At 53.7% G+C, this 20,974-nt stretch carries 19 protein-coding genes; 15 read left to right on the forward strand and 4 right to left on the reverse strand.

Annotation, left to right across the window (positions count from 1 at the left end; translation table 11 throughout):
* Window positions 1-8 precede the first annotated feature (8 nt).
* From pgaB to FDW96_RS05150, 5 genes are all read left to right on the forward strand, one after another.
* A complete protein-coding gene (gene pgaB / locus FDW96_RS05130) occupies window positions 9-2,030 on the forward strand; it encodes a poly-beta-1,6-N-acetyl-D-glucosamine N-deacetylase PgaB (RefSeq protein WP_137365302.1) in 2,022 nt (673 codons plus the stop codon).
* On the forward strand, window positions 2,027-3,361 hold the full coding sequence (gene pgaC / locus FDW96_RS05135; RefSeq protein ID WP_061382400.1) for a poly-beta-1,6-N-acetyl-D-glucosamine synthase: 1,335 nt from the start codon (window positions 2,027-2,029) through the stop codon (window positions 3,359-3,361). Before pgaB ends, pgaC begins: the two co-directional genes overlap by 4 nt.
* Window positions 3,358-3,864 carry a poly-beta-1,6-N-acetyl-D-glucosamine biosynthesis protein PgaD gene (gene pgaD / locus FDW96_RS05140; RefSeq protein ID WP_042310833.1) on the forward strand — a complete coding sequence of 169 codons (507 nt, stop codon included), beginning with the start codon at window positions 3,358-3,360 and terminating at the stop codon, window positions 3,862-3,864. Before pgaC ends, pgaD begins: the two co-directional genes overlap by 4 nt.
* An 81-nt stretch (window positions 3,865-3,945) precedes the next feature.
* Window positions 3,946-4,176: a 4Fe-4S mono-cluster protein YjdI gene (gene yjdI, locus FDW96_RS05145; RefSeq protein WP_032940569.1), complete on the forward strand. Its 231-nt coding sequence runs from the start codon at window positions 3,946-3,948 to the stop codon at window positions 4,174-4,176.
* An 11-nt stretch (window positions 4,177-4,187) separates the two neighbouring features.
* A complete protein-coding gene (locus FDW96_RS05150) occupies window positions 4,188-4,460 on the forward strand; it encodes a GNAT family N-acetyltransferase (RefSeq protein ID WP_003033869.1) in 273 nt (90 codons plus the stop codon).
* A gap of 35 nt (window positions 4,461-4,495) precedes the next feature.
* Here the strand turns inward: FDW96_RS05150 and FDW96_RS05155 are convergent, their stop codons facing one another.
* The gene (locus FDW96_RS05155; RefSeq protein ID WP_061382399.1) at window positions 4,496-5,425 is read right to left on the reverse strand and encodes a LysR substrate-binding domain-containing protein; all 930 of its coding nucleotides are present in this window, start codon (window positions 5,423-5,425) and stop codon (window positions 4,496-4,498) included.
* 391 nt (window positions 5,426-5,816) lie between these two features.
* Between FDW96_RS05155 and FDW96_RS05160 the strand changes: the two genes are divergently transcribed.
* The 7 genes from FDW96_RS05160 (at window position 5,817) to FDW96_RS05190 (ending at window position 14,320) form a co-directional block, all read left to right on the forward strand.
* Window positions 5,817-6,422, forward strand: coding sequence for an ankyrin repeat domain-containing protein (locus FDW96_RS05160; protein WP_042310828.1), 606 nt, complete (start codon window positions 5,817-5,819; stop codon window positions 6,420-6,422).
* Window positions 6,423-6,548: 126 nt separating this feature from the next.
* Window positions 6,549-7,337, forward strand: a complete 789-nt coding sequence (locus tag FDW96_RS05165) for a DUF2877 domain-containing protein (protein WP_137365397.1) — start codon at window positions 6,549-6,551, stop codon at window positions 7,335-7,337.
* Window positions 7,315-8,862 carry an acyl-CoA synthetase FdrA gene (fdrA, locus tag FDW96_RS05170; protein ID WP_079226039.1) on the forward strand — a complete coding sequence of 516 codons (1,548 nt, stop codon included), beginning with the start codon at window positions 7,315-7,317 and terminating at the stop codon, window positions 8,860-8,862. The genes FDW96_RS05165 and fdrA overlap by 23 nt, the downstream gene beginning before the upstream one ends.
* Window positions 8,862-10,277, forward strand: a complete 1,416-nt coding sequence (locus FDW96_RS05175; protein ID WP_038633386.1) for a DUF1116 domain-containing protein — start codon at window positions 8,862-8,864, stop codon at window positions 10,275-10,277. The genes fdrA and FDW96_RS05175 overlap by 1 nt, the downstream gene beginning before the upstream one ends.
* Window positions 10,278-10,397: 120 nt before the next feature.
* Window positions 10,398-11,948 carry a hypothetical protein gene (locus FDW96_RS05180; protein ID WP_038633383.1) on the forward strand — a complete coding sequence of 517 codons (1,551 nt, stop codon included), beginning with the start codon at window positions 10,398-10,400 and terminating at the stop codon, window positions 11,946-11,948.
* A 26-nt stretch (window positions 11,949-11,974) separates the two neighbouring features.
* Window positions 11,975-12,925, forward strand: coding sequence for a carbamate kinase family protein (locus FDW96_RS05185; protein WP_137365303.1), 951 nt, complete (start codon window positions 11,975-11,977; stop codon window positions 12,923-12,925).
* Between the two features lie 12 nt (window positions 12,926-12,937).
* A complete protein-coding gene (locus FDW96_RS05190; protein ID WP_137365304.1) occupies window positions 12,938-14,320 on the forward strand; it encodes an amidohydrolase family protein in 1,383 nt (460 codons plus the stop codon).
* Between the two features lie 45 nt (window positions 14,321-14,365).
* Here FDW96_RS05190 and FDW96_RS05195 read toward each other — a convergent pair whose 3' ends face one another.
* A complete protein-coding gene (locus FDW96_RS05195; RefSeq protein WP_137365305.1) occupies window positions 14,366-15,241 on the reverse strand; it encodes a nickel/cobalt efflux protein RcnA in 876 nt (291 codons plus the stop codon).
* A gap of 120 nt (window positions 15,242-15,361) precedes the next feature.
* On the opposite strand from FDW96_RS05195, the gene rcnR reads away from it, so the two are divergent.
* Window positions 15,362-15,634 carry a Ni(II)/Co(II)-binding transcriptional repressor RcnR gene (rcnR, locus tag FDW96_RS05200; RefSeq protein WP_003825567.1) on the forward strand — a complete coding sequence of 91 codons (273 nt, stop codon included), beginning with the start codon at window positions 15,362-15,364 and terminating at the stop codon, window positions 15,632-15,634.
* A 784-nt stretch (window positions 15,635-16,418) separates the two neighbouring features.
* On the opposite strand, the gene FDW96_RS05210 is transcribed toward rcnR, so the two are convergent.
* Together FDW96_RS05210 and FDW96_RS05215 are read right to left on the reverse strand one after the other, a co-directional pair.
* Window positions 16,419-17,648, reverse strand: coding sequence for an amino acid permease (locus FDW96_RS05210; protein WP_061382393.1), 1,230 nt, complete (start codon window positions 17,646-17,648; stop codon window positions 16,419-16,421).
* Window positions 17,649-17,790: 142 nt separating this feature from the next.
* Window positions 17,791-18,246: a multidrug/biocide efflux PACE transporter gene (locus tag FDW96_RS05215; protein WP_061382392.1), complete on the reverse strand. Its 456-nt coding sequence runs from the start codon at window positions 18,244-18,246 to the stop codon at window positions 17,791-17,793.
* Window positions 18,247-18,347: 101 nt separating this feature from the next.
* Between FDW96_RS05215 and FDW96_RS05220 the strand changes: the two genes are divergently transcribed.
* Window positions 18,348-19,232 carry a LysR family transcriptional regulator gene (locus FDW96_RS05220; RefSeq protein WP_137365306.1) on the forward strand — a complete coding sequence of 295 codons (885 nt, stop codon included), beginning with the start codon at window positions 18,348-18,350 and terminating at the stop codon, window positions 19,230-19,232.
* A gap of 102 nt (window positions 19,233-19,334) precedes the next feature.
* On the forward strand, window positions 19,335-20,513 hold the full coding sequence (locus tag FDW96_RS05225) for an acetyl-CoA C-acetyltransferase (RefSeq protein WP_032944867.1): 1,179 nt from the start codon (window positions 19,335-19,337) through the stop codon (window positions 20,511-20,513).
* Window positions 20,514-20,974 lie beyond the last annotated feature (461 nt).

The raw sequence follows: 20,974 nt of genomic DNA on the forward strand, positions 1-20,974 counted from the left end.
GATTGTTCATGCTGAAAAGATGCCTGTGGCTTAGCGCATTAATCGCTGGCTGGTTGATGATTACCGCGTGCAGCAGCGCGCATAATACAACGCCTCGCTATGTTCCTCCCGCAGAGAGAACGCCGCTGACGGCGGATCATCCGTGGCCGAAGAATAGCTTTCTGGTGCTCGGCTACCATGATGTTGAGGATGGCGCCGCCGACCAGCGCTACCTCTCCGTGCGCACCAGCGCGTTGAGCGACCAGATGGCCTGGCTGCGTGATAATGGCTATAACCCGATCAGCGTGCAGCAAATTCTGGACGCCCATGACGGTAAAATTGTGTTGCCGGAAAAAGCGGTCTTACTCACCTTTGACGACGGATACAGCAGTTTTTATACCCGCGTCTGGCCGCTACTGAAAGCCTACAACTGGCCTGCGCTCTGGGCGCCAGTGGGCAGTTGGGTTGATTCTCCAGCCAATAAAAAAGTCGATTTTGGCGGCTTGATGACGGCGCGAGATAAATTTGCCACCTGGAAGATGGTCGAGGAAATGGGCAAATCGCCGTTGGTGGAAGTGGGCGCGCACACCTGGAACTCGCATTTCGGTGCTGAGGCGAACCCGCAGGGAAGTAAAGAACCTGCGGTGGCGAACCGCCTTTTCGATAAGAAAACCGGAACTTACGAAACCGACGAACAGTACAATCGTCGCATTAATACTGATATCTCGCTGATTACCAATAAGATTAAATCGGTAACCGGGAAATCGCCGCGCGCGTGGGTATGGCCTTACGGTGCGGCTAACGGCACCACCTTAAACCTGGCCAAAGAGCATGGCTATAAGATGGCCTTTACGCTCAACGAAGGGCTGGCGAACGCCGCGTTTCTGGATGATATCCCGCGCGTACTGATCTCTGATAATCCGTCCCTCAAGCGCTTTGCCAGCCAGGTCGCTCAGGTACGTGAACCGCAAACGATGCGCGTCATGCACGTCGATCTGGATTACGTGTATGACAAAGATCCTGCCCAGCAGAAGCGAAACATCGACAAGCTGATCCAGCGCGTTTATGACATGCGCATTTCTCATGTCTTCCTGCAGGCGTACGCCGATCCTAAAGGCGACGGGAATATTCGCGAACTCTATTTCCCTAACCGTTGGCTGCCGATGCGCGCCGATCTGTTTAACTATATCTCCTGGCAGTTACAAACGCGGGCCGGGGTGACGGTGTATGCCTGGATGCCGGTACTGGCTTTCGACCTCGATGCGTCCATTCCACGCGTGACGGCATGGGATCCGAAAACAGGACGCACTGCGATCAACCGCGAGAATTATTTGCGTCTGTCTCCCTGGGACAGCGAAGCGCGTAAACGCATTACTGAAATCTATGAAGATCTGGCAAAGCACGCCAGTTTCAAAGGGATTTTGTTCCACGACGATGCTTTCCTGACGGACTTTGAAGATGCGTCACCGGAGGCGTTAGCCGCCTACCGCGCCGCAGGTCTTCCGGGAAGTATTGAGCAAATCCGTAGCAACCCTCAGACCTTCGAGCGCTGGACGCGCCTGAAAAGTAAGATGTTGATCGACTTTACTAAGCAGCTGACGCAATCGGTACGCAATATTCGCGGTCCACAGGTAAAAACCGCGCGTAATATTTACGCCTTACCAGTGCTGGAGCCTGAAAGTGAAGCATGGTTTGCACAAAACCTGAGTGATTTCCTCAATACCTATGACTGGACGGCGCCAATGGCGATGCCATTCATGGAACAGATCCCGGCTAATGATGCCAACGCCTGGCTCGACAGATTAGTGAATGCCGTTGCACAAACGCCCGGCGCGCTGGACAAAACCGTGTTTGAACTGCAGGCACGAGACTGGCGCAAATCCGGGGACGAAGCAGAAATCAGTGGAAAACAAATAGCTGAATGGATGCGCCAGCTGAAACTTAGTGGTGCAGGTAACTACGGCTATTATCCGGATGATTTCATCAGCGACAAACCTGAGATGTCAGAGATTCGCTCGACGTTCTCCTCATACTGGTACCCGCAAAAATGACCGATCGCATTATTGCTTTCCTGATACTTTGCCTGATGTTCAGCCTGCCGTTTGGCGTGGCTGTCATCTTTACAGGTGAAGTCATGTTGAACTTCGTCTTCTTCTGGCCTTTATTCATGTCTGCATTATGGATAAGCGGCGGGGTCTATTTCTGGTTTTATCGTGAGCGTCACTGGAAATGGGGAGACGATACACCGCCACCGACGCTGGAGGGAAATCCGCTGGTTTCCATTCTGATCCCCTGTTTTAACGAAGGGATTAACGCGCGTGAAACCATTGAGGCTGCACTGGCACAGCGATATAAGAATATCGAAGTGATTGCCATCAACGATGGTTCGACGGATGACACGCACGACGTACTGGAACAACTGGCAGTGGAATACCCCAGCCTGCGGGTGATTCATCTGGCTGAAAACCAGGGTAAAGCACTGGCGCTCAAGACCGGTGCGGCCGCAGCGCGCAGTGATTACCTGGTGTGCATTGATGGCGATGCGTTACTGGATCGCGATGCCGTGGCGTATCTGGTGGCGCCTCTGATCCAGTTCCCGCGCGTTGGTGCGGTGACGGGGAACCCGCGTATTCGAACCCGCTCTACGTTAATCGGTCGTGTGCAGGTCGGTGAATTCTCTTCCATTATCGGCTTGATTAAGCGCACTCAGCGAGTCTATGGGCAGATCTTTACCGTTTCCGGCGTCGTTGCGGCGTTTCGTCGTCGCGCACTGGCCGAGGTCGGCTACTGGAGCCCGGACATGATCACCGAAGATATCGATATCAGTTGGAAGCTGCAGTTGCGCCACTGGTCGGTATTCTTTGAGCCGCGCGCGCTGTGCTGGATCCTGATGCCTGAAACGTTAAAAGGGCTGTGGAAGCAGCGCCTGCGCTGGGCGCAAGGTGGGGCGGAGGTGTTTATCGTTAACATGCGTCGTCTGTGGTCGTGGGAGTTCCGCCGTATGTGGCCGCTGTTTTTCGAGTTCTGCTTTTCTACCGCCTGGTCGTTTGCCTATGCGATCAGTATCGTGCTGTTCCTGTTGGGACTGATGATTCCGATGCCGGACTCGTTGTATGTACAACATCTGTTCCCGCCAGCCTTTACCGGACTTATTCTCGGTGTGGTCTGCTTAATACAGTTTGCGGTGAGTCTGATGATTGAACGACGCTATGAAAAAGGCATTGGCGCCTCGTTGTTCTGGATTATCTGGTTCCCTGTGGTGTACTGGATGCTAAGCCTGTTCACTACGCTGGTGGCTTTCCCGAAAGTGATGCTTAAACGCAAACGCGGCAGGGCGCGCTGGGTGAGTCCTGACCGTGGAATTGGGAGGATCGAATCATGAGCCAGCCACTGATCTTTACGGAACGGCGTCTACTGCCGCGCATCATCGACGTGCTGTTGACGGTCATCGCCTGGGTTGGTTTTTTATACCTGATCTATAAAGGGCTGATCACGGCCCTGGCGCATTCACCGTATATGGGCGTGCGTCCCTTTTTCACCACGCTGGATACGGTCACGTTTTATATCCTTGTCGCGCTGGTCAACGGACTGGTGCTGATCGGCTGGGCGAAATACAACCAGTTTCGCTTTCGGGTGGAGCGTCGCAGCCGTAGACCAGGACTGGAACACCATGAGCTGGCAGAAAGTTTACGCATTACCCGTGAACTGGTTACGGAGTTGAACAAAGCGAGGGTGCTGACGGTCCATCATCATGAGAATGGCGAAATCAGTCATATCGATGTGGACAAGCACATCGCCGATAACCGCCTGCCGCCGCCGACGCCTGCAATGCTGGAATATTTGCCGCCGGAGCGGGAGCCATCGTTACAAAAAGGGACTGAGTGATATTTCTGCTACCCGCCACTTCCTTCAGACTCGCATCGGTCTATGATTAGACTCAGACAATAAAAAATGCGAGGCAATGTCGTGGAAAAGGAACTACTTGATGCAGGCTACCGGGCCTATACCGGCGAGAAGATTGACGTCTACTTCAATACGGCGATATGTCAGCATTCAGGAAACTGCGTGCGGGGAAGCGCGAAGCTTTTCAATCTGAAACGCAAACCCTGGATAATCCCCGATGAAGTGGATGTCGCGACGGTGATTAAGGTCATCGATACCTGTCCAAGCGGTGCGCTGAAATATCGCCAGAAATAAGTGAGGGAATCATGGAAATTCTTGCAGGCCACAACAAATTTTATGTCAACGATGCCGAAGGCAATCAGGTTGCCGAGATTGTCTTTGTGCCGACGGGCGAGCATCTGAGCATCATTGAACATACCGATGTTGACCCCAGTCTGAAAGGTCAGGGCGTCGGCAAACAGCTGGTGGCGAAGGTGGTGGAGAAAATGCGCGCAGAAAACCGCAAAGTTATTCCGCTGTGTCCGTTTGCCAAACATGAATTTGATAAAACTCGCGAGTACGACGATATTCGTGCCTGAAGTCTGATTTCCGCCGGATAGTCTTATCCGGCATATCACTCCCGATGCAGCAAATCCTGATAAATGCCCGTCAGTACCCCTTGCGGGCCAAACTCTTTTTTAATCCACTGGGTTACTCGACCGGTTGCCGAATGCTGGGTCGCCAGCAGCATCCGTGAATCCTGACGTGGATTGTGGATCTGTCGCGTGACCAGCAGCGACTTTTCCATCGCTTCGCGCACCATATAGTCCGGTAAAAAACCGATGCCTTCGCCCAGAATTTGGCACTGACATTTGGTATTAAAATCGGGAACCAGAATCGACTCCTGACCGTGTAACAGCCACCCGACCTTTTTGTTAATGGTGTGGGCGGTGTCTTCCACCATAATGTTCGGATACAAACGCAGCTGGCTCTCAGAAATCGGTTCAGGCATGAAAGCCAAGGGATGATCCGGGGCAATGGCAAACGACCAGCGAATAGCGCCGATCTCGGTATAATCAATCCCGCCGCCGTCCAGTAACGTATCGGGCGCGCCAATGGCGATATTGGCAAGGTTGTTGATGATCGAATCCCAGACGCCGTTATACACCTCGGTGGTGACGGTTATCTGGCAGGTAGGGAACTGTTTCTTGAGTACCTGCAGCAGTCGAGCGGTATGCTGTGGGGTGTACAACAACTGGTTAATACAGATGCGCACCCGGGCTTCAATGCCCTGAGAGATGGTATCAATGCTGCGCTTAATCGCGTGGAAATCGTTGAGCAGGTCGGTGGCCTTGCGAAACAGGTAGCGACCAGATTCAGTCAACTCAATGCTACGGGTGCTACGCGTAAACAACACCACATCGAGCCCCATCTCCATGCGTTTAATGGTGTAGCTAATTGCTGATGTGGTTAAACCTAGCTCCTCCGCAGCTTTGCTGAAGCTGCTGTAGCGGGCAGCCATAGTAAATGCCAGCAGATTTTCCTCGGTAAAAATGGAATTCATCTTTTCTCCCTTCAGGCAACCAACACGCCCCGCCACATAATGATTGTTGAATGTATTTGTAATCCTTATACAGAGCAATCAGTTTTGAACAGAATTTAACACTAGTTTTACATTTGATTTGAAGGTAATCACACTTCTGCATATTAATTGCAGGCCGCTATCCGTGCAGCATACCGCCCGATTTGCCTGACTATTAATTAGTGGCAAAAAACGCCCCAGCCATAAGGGAAAGATTGCACTACAGCACGGTTTCCTCTCATTGTTAAATTTTATTCAATAATTGCCACGCTTACGATGAATGAAATTTAAGCGGATGTTATTCTCTACACTCTGTTGCTATTCTCAGCTTATCGGATATTTAAAAAGTCTAAAAAACTGCAGGAGAGCAATTATGTCAGAGAAAGAACTCATTACTGAATTTCTGCTGGCGGCAGAGCAAGGTAATGCCGATGGATTAAAATCCTGTCTGGCAAAAAATGTGGATATTAATGCCACGAACCGCCAGGGACGTACCGCTATTATTATTGCCAGCCTGAATAAGCATTATGACTGTGTTTCTTTATTGATTGCCGCCGGTGCCGATATTAATAAACAGGACCAAACCTGTTTTAATCCTTTCCTGATTAGCTGCCTGACTGACGATTTAACGCTGCTGCGTACCGTATTGCCTGCTAACCCCGACCTTAACTGCCTGAGTCGTTTTGGCGGCGTAGGCATTACGCCTGCCAGTGAAAAAGGTCATGTGGAGATTGTGCGCGAACTACTGCTGCGTACTGATATCAATGTCAACCATACCAACTTTGTTGGCTGGACGCCGCTTCTGGAAGCCATTGTGCTTAATGACGGAGGCGCGAAACAGCAGGAGATCGTCAAGCTGCTGCTCGATCATGGCGCGAATCCGCATATGACGGATAAATATGGTAAAACCCCGCTGGAACTGGCGCGGGAGAAAGGTTATCACGAAATTGCCGAGCTGCTGATTGCTGCCGGAGCCTGACAGAGGAGCGCCGCTATCGCTACGCCATCACGGCGATGCGTACAGGCGCTAACCGCAGATAGCGCGTTTCTCGCTTTCCGGGGGACGGGGCAAGTTGAACAGGTTTTTTCCCGCGCGGTGAACCTGTTGATACCTGACCAGCAGCGACTGTTGACGTTGCTGAGTGAAGGTTGTGATAACGCGCCTAATAGCTGTCGGCTGGCGCTGACGCATTGCGCGGACCTGTTTCTCCCCGGTGAGCAGGTCAGATTTACCGAGTCGGGGATAGCCGTTGGCAAAGATAAATGGATAGAGACCTCTGGTTGCCTGCCGTGGCGCATACCACAGTGGACGCCAGATGCAGTAACCCTCGCCGCAGTCCGCTGGCAGCGCTGGGAAGAGGTAATCCGCCAACAGTTAAACAGCGACGACACATTATTTTTGTATCAGGGGGACAACCCGTTTTATCAGGAAATCACCCGTCAATTACTCAACCGCCGACAAACACTAATAGCGGCGCTATATACGGGAGTAAATATTTCTACAGCGGCCAGCCATTTAATTGGTCTGGGAATTGGCCTGACGCCATCATCCGATGATTATTTAGTGGGCTTAAGTGCCATTTTATTAATCCCAGGACATCCGCTGGAGAAATATCGTGGAGATTTTTTAGCGGCATTACAATGCGCCGGAAATAATACGACGCTACTTAGCAAAATAACGCTCGAAGAAGCTTTGCATCAACGTTATCGGGAAAGCGTCGTGCGGCTGCTGCAGCATATTATTACTGAGCAACAACCCGTTTCTACGCAATATATTACTGACATTAAAAAAATCGGCTCAAGTTCTGGCTGCGACATGCTGTATGGCATGGCGGACGCCTGCGCCCTGAGCCACAGGTCCGGAGGGAATTATGTCGATCAGGATAGTTGTTAAAAAGAACACGTATTTTGATTCCGTTTCACTGATGTCTATCTCCACACGTGCAAATAAGCTCGATGGCGTTGAGCAGGCATTCGTGGCGATGGCCACGGAAATGAACAAGGGTGTGCTGAAGAATCTCGGCCTGCTGACGCCTGAACTGGAAGAGGCAAAAAGTGGCGATCTGATGATTGTCATTAAAGGCGCAAGCGAGGCGGCGAACGACCAGACACTGATGGCAATTGAAGATCTGTTTACGCATAAAGAGCAGGGCGGCCAGCATGAAGCGCGCTATGCCACGCTTGCTAGTGCCAAGAAGCATGTGCCTGACAGTAACCTGGCGGTGATCTCGGTCAATGGTCTGTTTGCGGCGCGTGAAGCGCGTCAGGCGCTGCAAAATAACCTCAACGTGATGCTGTTCTCGGACAACGTTTCTCTTGAGGATGAACTGGCGCTAAAACAACTGGCGCACGAAAAAGGGCTGTTGATGATGGGGCCAGACTGCGGGACCGCCATTATTAACGGCGCGGCGCTGTGCTTTGGCAACGCGGTACGTCGCGGCAACATTGGGATTGTTGGTGCGTCCGGTACCGGTAGCCAGGAACTGAGCGTACGTATTCACGAGTTTGGCGGCGGGATTTCCCAACTGATTGGCACCGGTGGTCGCGATCTAAGTGAGAAGATTGGCGGCCTGATGATGCTTGATGCGATTGGCATGCTGGAAGCCGATCCGCAAACCGAAATCATTGCGCTTATCTCTAAACCACCTGCCCCAGCGGTGGCGCGCAAGGTGCTGGAACGTGCGCGCGCCTGCCAAAAGCCAGTCGTGGTGTGCTTCCTCGGACGCGAAGCCGCGCCTGCGGATGAAAAAGGTCTGCAGTTTGCACGCGGTACCAAAGAGGCGGCGCTGAAAGCGGTGCTGCTGACCGGCGTGAAAAAAGAGAGCCTGGACCTGCATCCGCTCAACTGGCCGCTGATTGAAGAGGTCCGCGCCCGTCTGACCCCGCAGCAAAAGTATATCCGTGGCTTGTTCTGCGGCGGCACGTTGTGTGATGAGGCGATGTTTGCCACCATGGAAAAACACGCGCAGGTTTACAGCAACATTCATCCGGATCCGGCGTTTCGCCTGAAAGATCTCAACCGCAGCGTGGCGCATACCTTCCTTGATTTCGGTGATGACGATTTTACCAACGGTAAACCACACCCGATGATCGATCCCACCAACCGTATTAGTCGTCTGTTGCAGGAGGCGCGCGATCCTGAAGTGGGCGTGATCGTGATGGACTTCGTGCTTGGATTTGGATCGCATGAAGATCCGGTCGGGGTGATGCTGGACGCGATCGTTGAAGCCAAAGCGATCGCCGCCGCAGAGGGGCGTCCGCTGGAAATCCTCGGCTATGTGCTGGGAACCGATCTCGATACGCCGTCGCTGGAAAAACAGTGCCAGATGCTGACCGACGCCGGGGTTATCTGGGCGAGCAGTAGTACCAACACCGGGTTGCTGGCGCGTGAATTTATCTGTAAAGGGGAGGAAGCCTGATGAGCCAGACACTGTTTAACCAGCCGCTGAACGTGATTAATGTCGGCATCGCGATGTTCAGCGATGACCTGAAAAAACAGAATGTGCCCGTGACTCAACTCGACTGGACGCCGCCGGGTCAGGGCAATATGCAGGTCGTGGCCGCGCTGGATGACATTGCTGATTCGCCGCTGGCGGACAAAATCGCGGCCGCTAACCAGCAGGCGTTGGAGCGCATCATCCAGTCGCATCCGGTGCTGATTGGTTATGACCAGGCCATCAACGTGGTGCCGGGCATGACCCGCAACACCATTTTGCACGCCGGCCCGCCGATCCGCTGGGAAAAAATGTGCGGCGCGATGAAGGGCGCGGTAACCGGGGCGCTGGTGTTTGAAGGGCTGGCGAAAGATCTGGATGAAGCCGCCGAACTGGCCGCCTCGGGAGAAATCATCTTCTCTCCGTGCCACGAGCATGACTGTGTTGGCTCGATGGCGGGGGTGACGTCGGCGTCGATGTTTATGCATATCGTGGAGAACAAAACCTACGGCAACCGCGCATATACCAATATGAGCGAGCAGATGGCGAAGATCCTGCGCATGGGGGCGAACGATCAGAGCGTTATCGATCGACTGAACTGGATGCGCGATGTGATGGGACCGATGCTGCGTGATGCTATGAAGCTGGCGGGTGAAATCGATTTGCGTCTGATGCTGGCGCAGGCGTTGCACATGGGCGATGAGTGCCATAACCGTAACAACGCCGGGACAGCGCTACTGATTCAGGCGCTAACGCCGTGGATTATCCAGACCGGTTATCCGGTTGAGCAGCAGCGCGAGGTATTCGAGTTCGTCCTCAGCAGCGATTACTTCTCCGGGCCGACCTGGATGGCGATGTGTAAAGCCGCGATGGATGCCGCACACGGCATTGAATACAGCACCGTGGTCACGACGATGGCGCGTAACGGCGTCGAGTTCGGTCTGCGCGTCAGCGGGTTGCCGGGGCAATGGTTTACCGGTCCTGCGCAGCAGGTGATTGGTCCAATGTTCGCGGGCTATAAGCCGGAAGATTCCGGGCGTGATATCGGCGATAGCGCGATTACCGAAACCTATGGCATTGGCGGTTTTGCCATGGCGACGGCGCCTGCCATTGTGGCGCTGGTCGGCGGTACGGTCGAGGAGGCGGTCGATTTCTCTCGCCAGATGCGCGAAATCACCCTCGGTGAAAACCCCAACGTTACCATTCCGCTGCTCGGTTTTATGGGGGTACCGACCGCTATCGACATTACGCGCGTGGGCAGCACCGGCATTTTGCCAGTGATCAACACCGCCATTGCGCACAAAGATGCGGGGATCGGCATGATCGGTGCCGGAATCGTTCACCCGCCGTTCGCCTGTTTTGAAAAGGCGATCCTCAACTGGCGTGACCGCTACTGCTAATAACAACAATCGGGGCTAATGGCGTTAGCCCCACAGTAGCAAAGCGTTAAACGTTGCTTACCTGCAGGGCTGGGCGATCTCCTCGATCGCAAACGATGCTTAACCTGTTAAGGATATTCCATGAACAGCATAAAACTAGAATGGAAACGTGGTGACTGGGCGGCTTACTTCGGGCTGATGACCAACAACCTGACGAACCTGCTGACAATGATGGGGCTGCTCATTTTTGTCGTCGGGATCCCTACCGAAATTGTCTATGGTCGCATTGCGCCTGCCTTTGGTCTGGCGGTGCTGGTGGCCAGCGTCTGCTACGCCTGGTTTGGCCTGCAAATGGCAAAACACACCGGACGTAATGACGTAACGGCGCTGCCGTCCGGTCCCAGCGCACCGTCGATCTTTACCGTGACCTTCCTGGTGCTGATGCCGGTTTATCAGCAAACCAAAGATGCCAACTTCGCCATCCAGATAGCGCTGGTGTGGTGCTTTGTGGAAGCATTAATCCTGGTGGGCGGCTCCTTCCTTGGCGAGACCATCCGCAAGATGATCCCACGAACGGTACTGCTCTCTTGTTTATCCGGCCTGGGCCTGCTGCTGTTGGCGATGAACCCAATGCTGCAGGCATTTGAAGCGCCAACCGTTTCTTTCATCGTCCTGCTGCTGATCTTTATTAACTGGTTCGGTAAGAAGCCGATTTTTGCCCGTATTCCTACCGGTTTGCTGCTGCTGATTGCCGGGACGGCCCTGGCGTGGATCTCGGGTTTGCAAAGCCCGGAAGCGATTAAAGCGTCGATGTCTTCTTTTGGCTTTAACCCACCGGAAATTCATGTCGACAGCTTCCTGCAAGGTTTGCCGCACGCGCTGCCGTATCTGGCTTCTGCGGTTCCTCTGGGTCTGGCGAACTACATTTTCGACCTCGAGAACATTGAAAGTGCGCATGCCGCGGGCGATGAGTACAACACCCGTAAGGTCATGATGGCGAACGGTTTTGCTTCCATGCTCGGCTGCATGCTGGGCAACCCGTTCCCGGTGACTGTGTATGTCGGCCATGCGGGCTGGAAAGCGATGGGCGCCAGCATCGGCTATACCCTCGCTTCGGGGATCACTATGTTCCTGGTGCCGCTGTTTGGTCTGGGGGCGTTTATGCTCGCCATTATTCCGATGACTGCGATAGTGCCAATTTTGGTGTTTATCGGCGTGGTGACCGCCAACCAGGTGGTGCGAGAAACGCCCAAAGTCGAGGTTCCCGTTATCTTCATCTGCCTGTTCCCGTGGATCGCTAACTGGGCGCTAACCATCGTTAATAGCGTGATGGGCGCGGCCGGTACGTCAGCCGGTAAGCTCGGTAGCGACCTGCTGCACAGCAAAGGCGTCTATTACGACGGGCTGGTGCATCTGGGAAGCGGCGCGCCGCTGGCCAGCATGTTGTGGGGCTGTGTCGCCATCTTCGCCATTATGAATAAGCCGTTGCGTGGGGCGATTGCCGCTGCCTTTGGCGCCCTGCTGTCGCTGTTTGGCGTGATCCACTCCCCGGCGGTCGGCTTTGCAGAGGGCAGTTCGATGATGTTTGTGCTGGCCTACCTGATGATGAGCGGCATGTTTGTCCTCAAGCACGTGCTCGACAGTCGTGAAGCGGTGACTGCGCCTGAGCAACAACCGACGAAATCCACCTGAATCGTCTGCAAGCGGAAGATAACACTATGAAAGAACTTGTGGTCGTTGCCATTGGCGGCAACAGCATTATCAAAGATAACGCCAGCCAGTCGATTGAGCACCAGGCTGAAGCGGTGAAAGCGGTTGCGGACACGGTGCTGGAAATGTTGGCATCGGACTACAACATTGTGCTGACGCACGGTAACGGACCGCAGGTGGGACTGGATCTGCGGCGGGCGGAAATCGCACACGAGCGTGAAGGGTTGCCACTCACCCCGCTGGCAAACTGCGTTGCCGATACGCAGGGCGGTATTGGTTATCTGATCCAACAGGCGCTGAATAACCGTCTGGCGCGGCGCGGTGAGCAGAAGGCAGTTACGGTGGTCACGCAGGTGGAGGTCGACAAAAACGATCCGGGCTTCGCGAATCCAACCAAACCTATCGGCGCGTTCTTTAGCGCAGCCCAGCGCGATGAACTGCTGCGGGTCAATCCGGGCTGGCGTTTTGTGGAGGATTCCGGGCGCGGCTACCGTCGGGTGGTCGCTTCGCCAGAGCCGAAGCGCATCGTCGAAGCGGAGGCGATTAAGGCGCTAACCCGGCAAGGCTTTGTAGTTATTGGCGCGGGCGGCGGCGGGATCCCGGTGGTGCGTGGTGAGCAAGGTGATTACCAGAGCGTGGACGCGGTGATTGACAAAGATCTTTCCACAGCGCTGCTGGCCCAGGAGATCCGCGCCGACATTCTGGTGATCACCACCGGTGTTGAGAAAGTGTGTATTCACTTTGGCAAACCTGAGCAGCAGGCGCTGGATACGGTGGATGTCGCCACGATGACCCGCTACATGCAGGAAGGACATTTCCCGCCGGGCAGCATGCTACCCAAAATCGTTGCCAGCCTGACATTCCTGGCACGCGGAGGTAAGCGGGTAATCATCACCACGCCGGAATGTCTGCCCGCCGCAATCCGCGGTGAAACGGGTACCCACATTGTCCATTCCTGAGAGGAGATGCGAATGAAAGAAAGTAACAGCCGCCGCGAATTTTTAAGCCAGAGCGGAAAAATGGTGACCGCTGCCGCGCTGTTTGGCGCAGTGGCCCCGGTCGCGTATGCTGCTAATCCTGTCGGGAACACCTGCGGGTCGAAGAGCACGATGACGATTAACGATAAACACTATTACCTGGACAACGTTCTGCTGGAAGCAGGGTTTGATTACGAAAACGCGGTGGTGGTACATACCCGTACCGCACTGCAAACCGTTGAAATCCAGGACGGGAAAATTGTTGCGCTGCGTGAGAATAAGCAGCATCCGGATGCGACGCTGCCGCACTACGATGCGGGTGGCAAGCTGATGCTGCCTGCCATGCGCGATATGCACATCCACCTGGATAAAACCTTTTATGGCGGTCCGTGGCGCTCACTGAACCGTCCGGCTGGCACCACTATTCAGGATATGATCCGCCTGGAACAAAAGCTGCTGCCTGAACTCCAGCCTTACACCCAGGAGCGCGCGGAAAAGCTTATCGATTTGCTGCAATCTAAAGGTACCTCGATTGCCCGCAGCCACTGCAACATAGAACCGGTTTCCGGGCTGAAAAACCTGGAAAACCTGCAGGCGGTGTTGGCGCGTCGCCAGCCGGGTTTTGCCTGTGAAATTGTGGCGTTTCCACAGCATGGCCTGCTGTTATCAAAATCTGAACCGCTGATGCGTGAAGCTATGCAGGCGGGGGCGCATTACGTCGGTGGTCTGGACCCAACCAGCGTCGACGGGGCGATGGAAAAATCCCTCGACACCATGTTCCAGATTGCGCTGGATTACGATAAAGGCGTGGATATTCATCTGCACGAAACCAGCCCGGCGGGCGTGGCGGCGGTGAATTACATGGTGGAAACGGTAGAGAAAACGCCGCAGTTGAAGGGCAAACTGACCATCAGCCACGCTTTCGCGCTGGCAACGCTGAACGAGCAGCAGGTTGACGCGCTGGCGACCCGTATGGCGGCGCAGCAGATTACCATTGCCTCGACGGTGCCGATTGGCACATTGCATATGCCGCTCAAACAGCTGCGTGACAAAGGCGTGGAGGTGATTACCGGGACCGACAGCGTGATTGACCACTGGTCGCCGTACGGGCTGGGAGACATGCTGGAGAAGGCGAATTTGTACGCGCAGCTCTATATTCGCCCCAACGAGCTTAACCTGTCGCGCGCGCTGTTTCTTGCCACCGGCGATGTGCTGCCGCTAAACGATAAAGGTGAACGCGTGTGGCCGAAAGCGCAGGATGAAGCCAGCTTTGTGCTGGTGGATGCCTCCTGTTCGGCAGAAGCGGTTGCCCGCATCTCCCCCCGCACCGCGACCTTCCATAAAGGGCGACTGGTATGGGGGAATGTCGCCAGCTAGCCTGGATTTACGCGCAGCGGCAATCGCTGCTGCGCGTTCTGTTCGTTAACCGACGATCCCCATATAGCCGTGAATCCCTATATATAAGCCGACCATGGCGATGAGCGCGCTGGAAAAATAGGGCGCTTTGCGTGCCAGCGTATTAAATCCACTCCAGCGTTTGGCCGCCTGCTGTACGCTGATTGCTGCGCCCACACCCACCGTCACCAGCGTCAATGCCAGTCCGAGGCTGAAGCACAGCACCATAGTCGCGCCCAGCGTGAAGGCTTTGAGCTGGATGCAAATCAGCAGCACCGTAATGGCGGCAGGGCAGGGGATTAACCCGCCGGTCAAACCAAACAGTAATATTTGGCCGTTAGTGACCTCTTTACCGGCAAAGCGGCGCTGAATGTCGGTGGCATGCGCCCGTTCGTGGGCATCCTGATACTCTTTTGAACCCTCGCTCAGCCCTGCCAGCGCGGCATGGTCATGATCGTGGTGATGGTGGTGGTGCTCGCCGTCGTGATCGTGATGATGATCGTGGTGGTGATGATCATGATGTTCGTGGCCATCATCGTGATGCGTCTGGGCCAGCCAGCTCTGCTCTCCCTGCCGGGTTCGCCAGAACATCCAGAATGCGGTGCCGAGAATGATAATCGCCGAGACAAACTGCAGCCATGGCTCAACGGCCTGGGCGGTAAACGCTTTGCTGATATACATCCCGCCGAGCGCGATCAACCACACCACTGCGGTATGCGACAGCGTTGCCGCCAACCCCAGCATCACTGCCTGTTTGATGGTGCCTTTAATGGCAATAATAAAAGCCGCCATCATCGTTTTCGAATGCCCCGGTTCCAGACCATGTAACACACCCAATAAAATCGCGCTGGGAATGAAAAACCAGGCGTTGCCTTGCTGAAGAAGCGTAGAAAACTCACCCATGAGAATGATTCTTAGTTGTTTAATTTCGCCCGATTCTACTCCCCCCCAGTATTAAATACTACCCCCCAGTAGAATGTCGATGGTATTGTCGCTACAGCCAGACGTTAAATAGGTAAAGTTATGTCACATACGATCCGCGACAAACAAAAGCTGAAAGCCCGAACCAGCAAGATTCAGGGGCAGGTAGCGGCGTTGAAAACCATGCTGGATGAACCGCATGAATGCGCGGCGGTATTGCAGCAAATAGCGGCGATCCGCGGGGCGGTAAACGGATTAATGCGTGAGGTGATTAAAGGTCATCTGACCGAGCACATCGTGCATCAGGGCGATGAAATAAAGCGCGAAGAAGATTTGGATGTGGTGCTGAAAGTACTGGATTCGTACATCAAATAAGTCAGTTTAACGGCTCATCCACGTTCAATACCGTCAAGTTAAGCATGTAGGGTGAATATGTGATTCTTGCTCAGGGTTCCGTTCACCTCAGCAGTGTCATTTATCTGAAGCATCGATACCCGTGAACGTGTAAAGGGCGTTCTTCGCCACGCCCTTTACAATCCCGGCTCCCGGCGGGAAAATTGCCACTCCGCGGTCCCCTCCGCTTATTCCTCCAGGCTACCGGGCCGGGCGCGAGGTAGCGTCCTTGCAAAGCGCGCCCTGAGCCAGCATCCATGCTGGCTCTCCCGGCCTTACGGAAACACGTCGGCAATTTTCAGCCGGACCAGCCCACACCTGACCATTTGCGTTTTTTGTTTAAACAGCAAAACAGATTTAACTGGAAGTCAGAGCGTTGAAGCGATGACTCCGGTCCGGCTGAAAATCGATGAGTTGTTGACGGCTGACCGGGGCTGTCCGCAGGGATGCGGACAGAGGGGACGGCCTGCATGGACGCAGGCTCCGCCCCGACCCGACAGGCAGACGGCATAAGACGAATGAATCGCGTAGCGACGATTTTCCCGCCGGGAGCCTGGGTTGCAAGGGAGGCGGCGGTGAGCCTCTCTTGCACGTTCACAGGAATCGGTACTTCAGAGAAACAATGAACATGAGGTGAACGGAACCCTTTCTCTGAGATAGCATGTTCATTACTTCCGCTAACACAGGTTGATACTTTCTGAAACTGAGTCGTTAAATGAGCGGCATCGCACCCAATTTCAGGAGAATGAGCCGTTAACTATACGTTCTAGCCAAAAAACATCACAGATACACACAGCAACCCGACAATCAAAGTGATCAGATTACCCACTGAACGGTACGGCTTCAGCGCCGGGATCAGATAGGTAGATAATGTCGGCATGATAAACAAAATCATGGCGATGAGTGGCCCGCTAATGGCGTAAATCATTGAAATCGCATTAGGATTAATGCAGCAGATGATAAACGTAATGGCCGACACTAACATGATGGACAGGGCGCGGTTAAAGGCCCGGCTTTTCTTCACGCCCACCTGATGCAGCGACGTTTTTACCACTTCCGTTGCCCCTTCAATCACGCCAAAGTAGGTGCCGAGGAACGATTTTGACATCGCCACGACGGCGACGATAATCCCGGAAATTGACAGCCATGCCGGTGCGTTTGGCATCATCGATAACGCTGACAGAATGGTCACGCCTTCATTTTTCGCGTCTTCGATATAGTTTGTCGGAATCGAAAGCAAACAGCTGAAGACGAAAAACAGTACGCTCAGGCAGATGATGATGTAGGCGACCTTCATGATTTTTTTGCATTTACCCATGGCCTGCTCGCCATATTTCTCACGTCGGTCAATAGCGAACGTAGAGATAATTGGCGTATGGCTAAAAGCGAAAACCATCACGGGAATAGAGATCCAAACCTGATGAAGCGTGTGCTGATCGAAAGACATCTGGCCGGTGAGTAGCGTTGGCTGCCAGCTTCCGGTCAGGTAAAGCGAAAGGAACAAAAAGTAAGCAATCAGTGGGAATACCAGAAAGCCCATAACCCGAATGGTGGCTTGTCGGCCCATCAGAAAAATCAGGTTCAGCACCAGCACCACACCGAGACTGACCAGCATACGAACACGCAAATCGATAGTGATATGTTTTGCCAACTGTTCAGTGAGTGAATTGGTTATCGCTACGGCGTAGATCAACACGACGACAAAGAAGGCAATAAAATAGAGGGTGGTGATCAGGTTGCCAATCTTCTTGCCGTAGTAATGGGTGACTGCACCGGTGATGCCTTCGCCAGCAGACGTTTTTGACGACAGGATAAACTGGCACAGCGCCTTGTGTGGCCAGTAGGTTAAAGGCCAGGCCACGAGGGCGGTGATAAACAGCACTACCGCGCCTGCAGAACCCAGCTGTATGGGGAGGAAGAGGGTTCCTGCACCGACGGCAGTCCCATATAGTGCGAAGCTCCAGAGAGTCTCTTCTTTTGACCAAATTTTCGACATTATTTGAACGTATCAACTATAAAATAAACAAAAAGAAGCGCAATTTACCACAAATGAGAGGGGCTGGGGGAAGTGTGAACAAGTGGGCTGGTGAATGTATGAATAGCCGGAATCAAGATAATTCCGACTATTTATTGAATTATCAGGCAGTAACACGCTGCTGGCGGCGCTTCATAACGCGCTCGCGTAATGTGTCATACGCCCAGTTATAGAGCATGGTGTACGGCAGGAAGAACAGGAAGAAACCTATTTCCAACGTGAATGCCTGAAGCAGGCTGACGTTCAGCACATAGGCCACGATGCTCACCCCAATCACAATAAAGCCGCTCTCGAAGCCTAAGGCGTGAAAGGCGCGAACTTTCGCCGTACGTTTTACCCGATGCGACGGCCATAAGCGGTCAAACAGGGCGTTATAAATGATATTCCAGATCATCGCCGTGGTAGCCAGAATAATTGTCAGCCCGCCCATTTCCAGCACCGAGCGCTGCATCAGCCACGCGGTGGTTGGCGCAAGGATTGCGGTGGCAATGCCTTCAAAACAAACGGCGTGAAAAATACGCTCCACTAGTGAGCGGCGCTGGACTGTATCGTGTTGCATAACCTAAAACCTTCTTTGATGCCCGGATAACGGAATGGTGGCAATTTTATCGTTTTATGTGATATCTAAAAGATAGTATCCATCGATAAAGTAGATAGTTCATGCGTTACTCTCCTGAAGCATTAACGGCATTTGTAGAGACCGTTTCCTGCGGCTCATTTTCTGCCGCGGCCCGGCGACTGCGTAAAAGCCAGTCCACCATCAGTACGGCTATTGCGCATCTGGAAGCCGATCTTGGTTTTGCGCTGTTTGACCGATCGTCCCGTCAGCCAACGCTGACCGAAGAAGGTAAGCTGGTGCTGGGCTATGTGCAGGCAATTTTGACGGCCAGCGAACGTCTCGATGAGGCGGCTATCTCGCTGTCGGGTGAAACGGAAGCGCGCCTGACCTTCGTACTTTCGGACACGCTGCACCCGGATGTGCTGGAAGAATTAATGGTGCAGTTTGACCGCAAGTTTCCGCATACCGAGTTTGAATGTCTGATTGGTGAAGATGAAGACGTGATCGATCTGCTGCAAAAAGGGCGCGCGCAGGTCGGGTTGATTGAGGCAAGAGAGGATTATCCGACCGACATGGGCGTGACGCGGCTGCCGATGCAATCCTGGATGGGGTTGTACGTTGCGGACTCGCATCCGCTGGCGTGTCAGGAAAAACTACAATGGGAACAACTCCACACCTGGCGCGAACTGCGTCTGAATACCTACCTGGAAAGCAGTACCAACGTGGTGCGCGGTCCTGTCTGGTCGGCGCCTAACTATTTGCTGTTGTTGAGTATGGCGGTTCAGGGATTCGGCTGGTGCGCGCTCCCTTGTGCACTGGTGGAAGAGTTTGCAGCGGAAAAACCGCTGGTTCAACTACATGTGCCCGGCTGGCCAAAGGCTATCTCTATCGATCTGTTGTGGAATAAGAAATCACCGCCAGGCGTGGCGGGAAGTTGGCTGCGCGATCATTTACAGCAGAGTGGCGTTCAGATGACCAATAAATGATACGAAATTCCTTTGTGATAAAAATCACCATTTTTAAACAACTTTGATAACTACTTTTAACAATCATCTACTATTGCGGTGTTATTTTGCGCTGAGGTAGTGATGAAAGAGGTTGTGATAGTCGGGGCGTTAAGGACACCGATCGGCTGTTTCCAGGGAACGCTGGCTCGCCACTCTGCCGTTGAGTTAGGCAGCATGGTGGTCAAGGCGTTGCTGGAACGCACGGGCGTGGATGTTCACGCCGTGGATGAAGTGATCCTCGGGCAGGTGCTTACCGCAGGTGCCGGGCAGAACCCGGCCCGTCAGTCCGCCATCAATGGTGGGCTACCTAATACCGTTTCCGCCATCACCATTAACGATGTTTGTGGTTCGGGGCTGAAAGCGCTGCATCTGGCGACCCAGGCTATTCAATGCGGCGAAGCCGACATTGTGATTGCCGGTGGACAGGAGAATATGAGCCGTGCGCCGCATGTCCTTACCGATAGCCGCACTGGCGCACAACTGGGGAACAGTCAACTGGTCGACAGCCTGGTGCATGATGGTCTGTGGGATGCTTTCAACGATTATCATATGGGCGTCACTGCAGAAAACCTCGCGCGGGAATACGGCATTAGCCGTGAATTACAGGATGCCTACGCGCTGCACTCGCAGCACAAGGCACGAATGGCCATCGATGCCGGACGATTTAAAGATGAAATCGTGCCGGTGGTGACCCAGCGTAATGGCCAATCATTCGTAGTGGATACCGATGAGCAACCGCGTACCGATGCCAGTGCGGAAGGGTTGGCGCGTCTGGATCCTACCTTTGATCGGCTCGGTTCGGTCACCGCGGGGAACGCCTCATCCATTAACGATGGCGCCGCCGCGGTGATGATGATGAGCGAGGCCAAAGCGCAGGAGCTGAATTTGCCGGTGCTGGCCCGCATTCGCGCGTTCGCCAGCGTCGGGGTCGATCCCGCACTGATGGGGATTGCGCCAGTGTATGCGACGCGCCGCTGCCTTGAGCGTGTGGGCTGGCAACTGGCTGATGTTGATCTGATCGAAGCCAACGAAGCCTTCGCCGCGCAGGCCTTGTCCGTTGGGAAAATGCTGGAGTGGGATGAACGGCGGGTAAATGTGAACGGCGGCGCTATCGCGCTTGGCCATCCGATTGGCGCATCGGGTTGTCGTATACTGGTTTCGCTGGTGCATGAAATGGTGAAGCGTCGGGCGCACAAAGGGCTGGCAACGCTGTGTATCGGCGGTGGCCAAGGTGTGGCGCTCGCTATCGAACGAGACTAACGATCTTAGATTTCCCTTCTTAAACGCCTTTTTTGTGTGTTACCCCGGCATCTATAAAAAAGCCCTCCAACAGGAGGGCAAGGCCAGTTACAGAAACATACACTCTAAACGCCGTCAATATATCAAAACATTGTTTCATTTCATGTGATTGACTGCGCACTTTGTCAGCAAAGGTGTGCGAACATCGTATGTGCCCGTCTGTATTTTCAATGTCTTATCCCTGCCACTAATGATTATCTCTTTTTCACTTTAATCTATCTAATTGTTTTAAATAATTTTATTTTAAATATTCCCACGATTTATATGCCCGAGCGTGATCGCAACTACACTTTTGACAATAAGATGCGGAAAAAGTGAAACAACGTTTCAGTTGTAATTGAAAACCCTATCCGGGAGGGATATCATGAGCGCATTAGATAAAACGGAACAGCGTTTTGCTATTCGTTAAAGCATTCACGGTC

The sequence above is a fragment of the Citrobacter sp. TBCS-15 genome (genome assembly GCF_005280815.1).
Taxonomy (GTDB): Bacteria; Pseudomonadota; Gammaproteobacteria; order Enterobacterales; family Enterobacteriaceae; genus Citrobacter; species Citrobacter werkmanii.

Coding starts and splice junctions, on each gene's coding strand:
- pgaB (WP_137365302.1), top strand. CDS start 9: ATGCTGAAAAGATGCCTGTGGCTTAGCGCATTAATCGCTGGCTGGTTG.
- pgaC (WP_061382400.1), top strand. CDS start 2,027: ATGACCGATCGCATTATTGCTTTCCTGATACTTTGCCTGATGTTCAGC.
- pgaD (WP_042310833.1), top strand. CDS start 3,358: ATGAGCCAGCCACTGATCTTTACGGAACGGCGTCTACTGCCGCGCATC.
- FDW96_RS05150 (WP_003033869.1), top strand. CDS start 4,188: ATGGAAATTCTTGCAGGCCACAACAAATTTTATGTCAACGATGCCGAA.
- FDW96_RS05155 (WP_061382399.1), bottom strand. CDS start 5,425: ATGAATTCCATTTTTACCGAGGAAAATCTGCTGGCATTTACTATGGCT.
- FDW96_RS05160 (WP_042310828.1), top strand. CDS start 5,817: ATGTCAGAGAAAGAACTCATTACTGAATTTCTGCTGGCGGCAGAGCAA.
- fdrA (WP_079226039.1), top strand. CDS start 7,315: ATGTCGATCAGGATAGTTGTTAAAAAGAACACGTATTTTGATTCCGTT.
- FDW96_RS05175 (WP_038633386.1), top strand. CDS start 8,862: ATGAGCCAGACACTGTTTAACCAGCCGCTGAACGTGATTAATGTCGGC.
- FDW96_RS05180 (WP_038633383.1), top strand. CDS start 10,398: ATGAACAGCATAAAACTAGAATGGAAACGTGGTGACTGGGCGGCTTAC.
- FDW96_RS05185 (WP_137365303.1), top strand. CDS start 11,975: ATGAAAGAACTTGTGGTCGTTGCCATTGGCGGCAACAGCATTATCAAA.
- FDW96_RS05190 (WP_137365304.1), top strand. CDS start 12,938: ATGAAAGAAAGTAACAGCCGCCGCGAATTTTTAAGCCAGAGCGGAAAA.
- FDW96_RS05195 (WP_137365305.1), bottom strand. CDS start 15,241: ATGGGTGAGTTTTCTACGCTTCTTCAGCAAGGCAACGCCTGGTTTTTC.
- rcnR (WP_003825567.1), top strand. CDS start 15,362: ATGTCACATACGATCCGCGACAAACAAAAGCTGAAAGCCCGAACCAGC.
- FDW96_RS05210 (WP_061382393.1), bottom strand. CDS start 17,648: ATGTCGAAAATTTGGTCAAAAGAAGAGACTCTCTGGAGCTTCGCACTA.
- FDW96_RS05215 (WP_061382392.1), bottom strand. CDS start 18,246: ATGCAACACGATACAGTCCAGCGCCGCTCACTAGTGGAGCGTATTTTT.
- FDW96_RS05220 (WP_137365306.1), top strand. CDS start 18,348: ATGCGTTACTCTCCTGAAGCATTAACGGCATTTGTAGAGACCGTTTCC.
- FDW96_RS05225 (WP_032944867.1), top strand. CDS start 19,335: ATGAAAGAGGTTGTGATAGTCGGGGCGTTAAGGACACCGATCGGCTGT.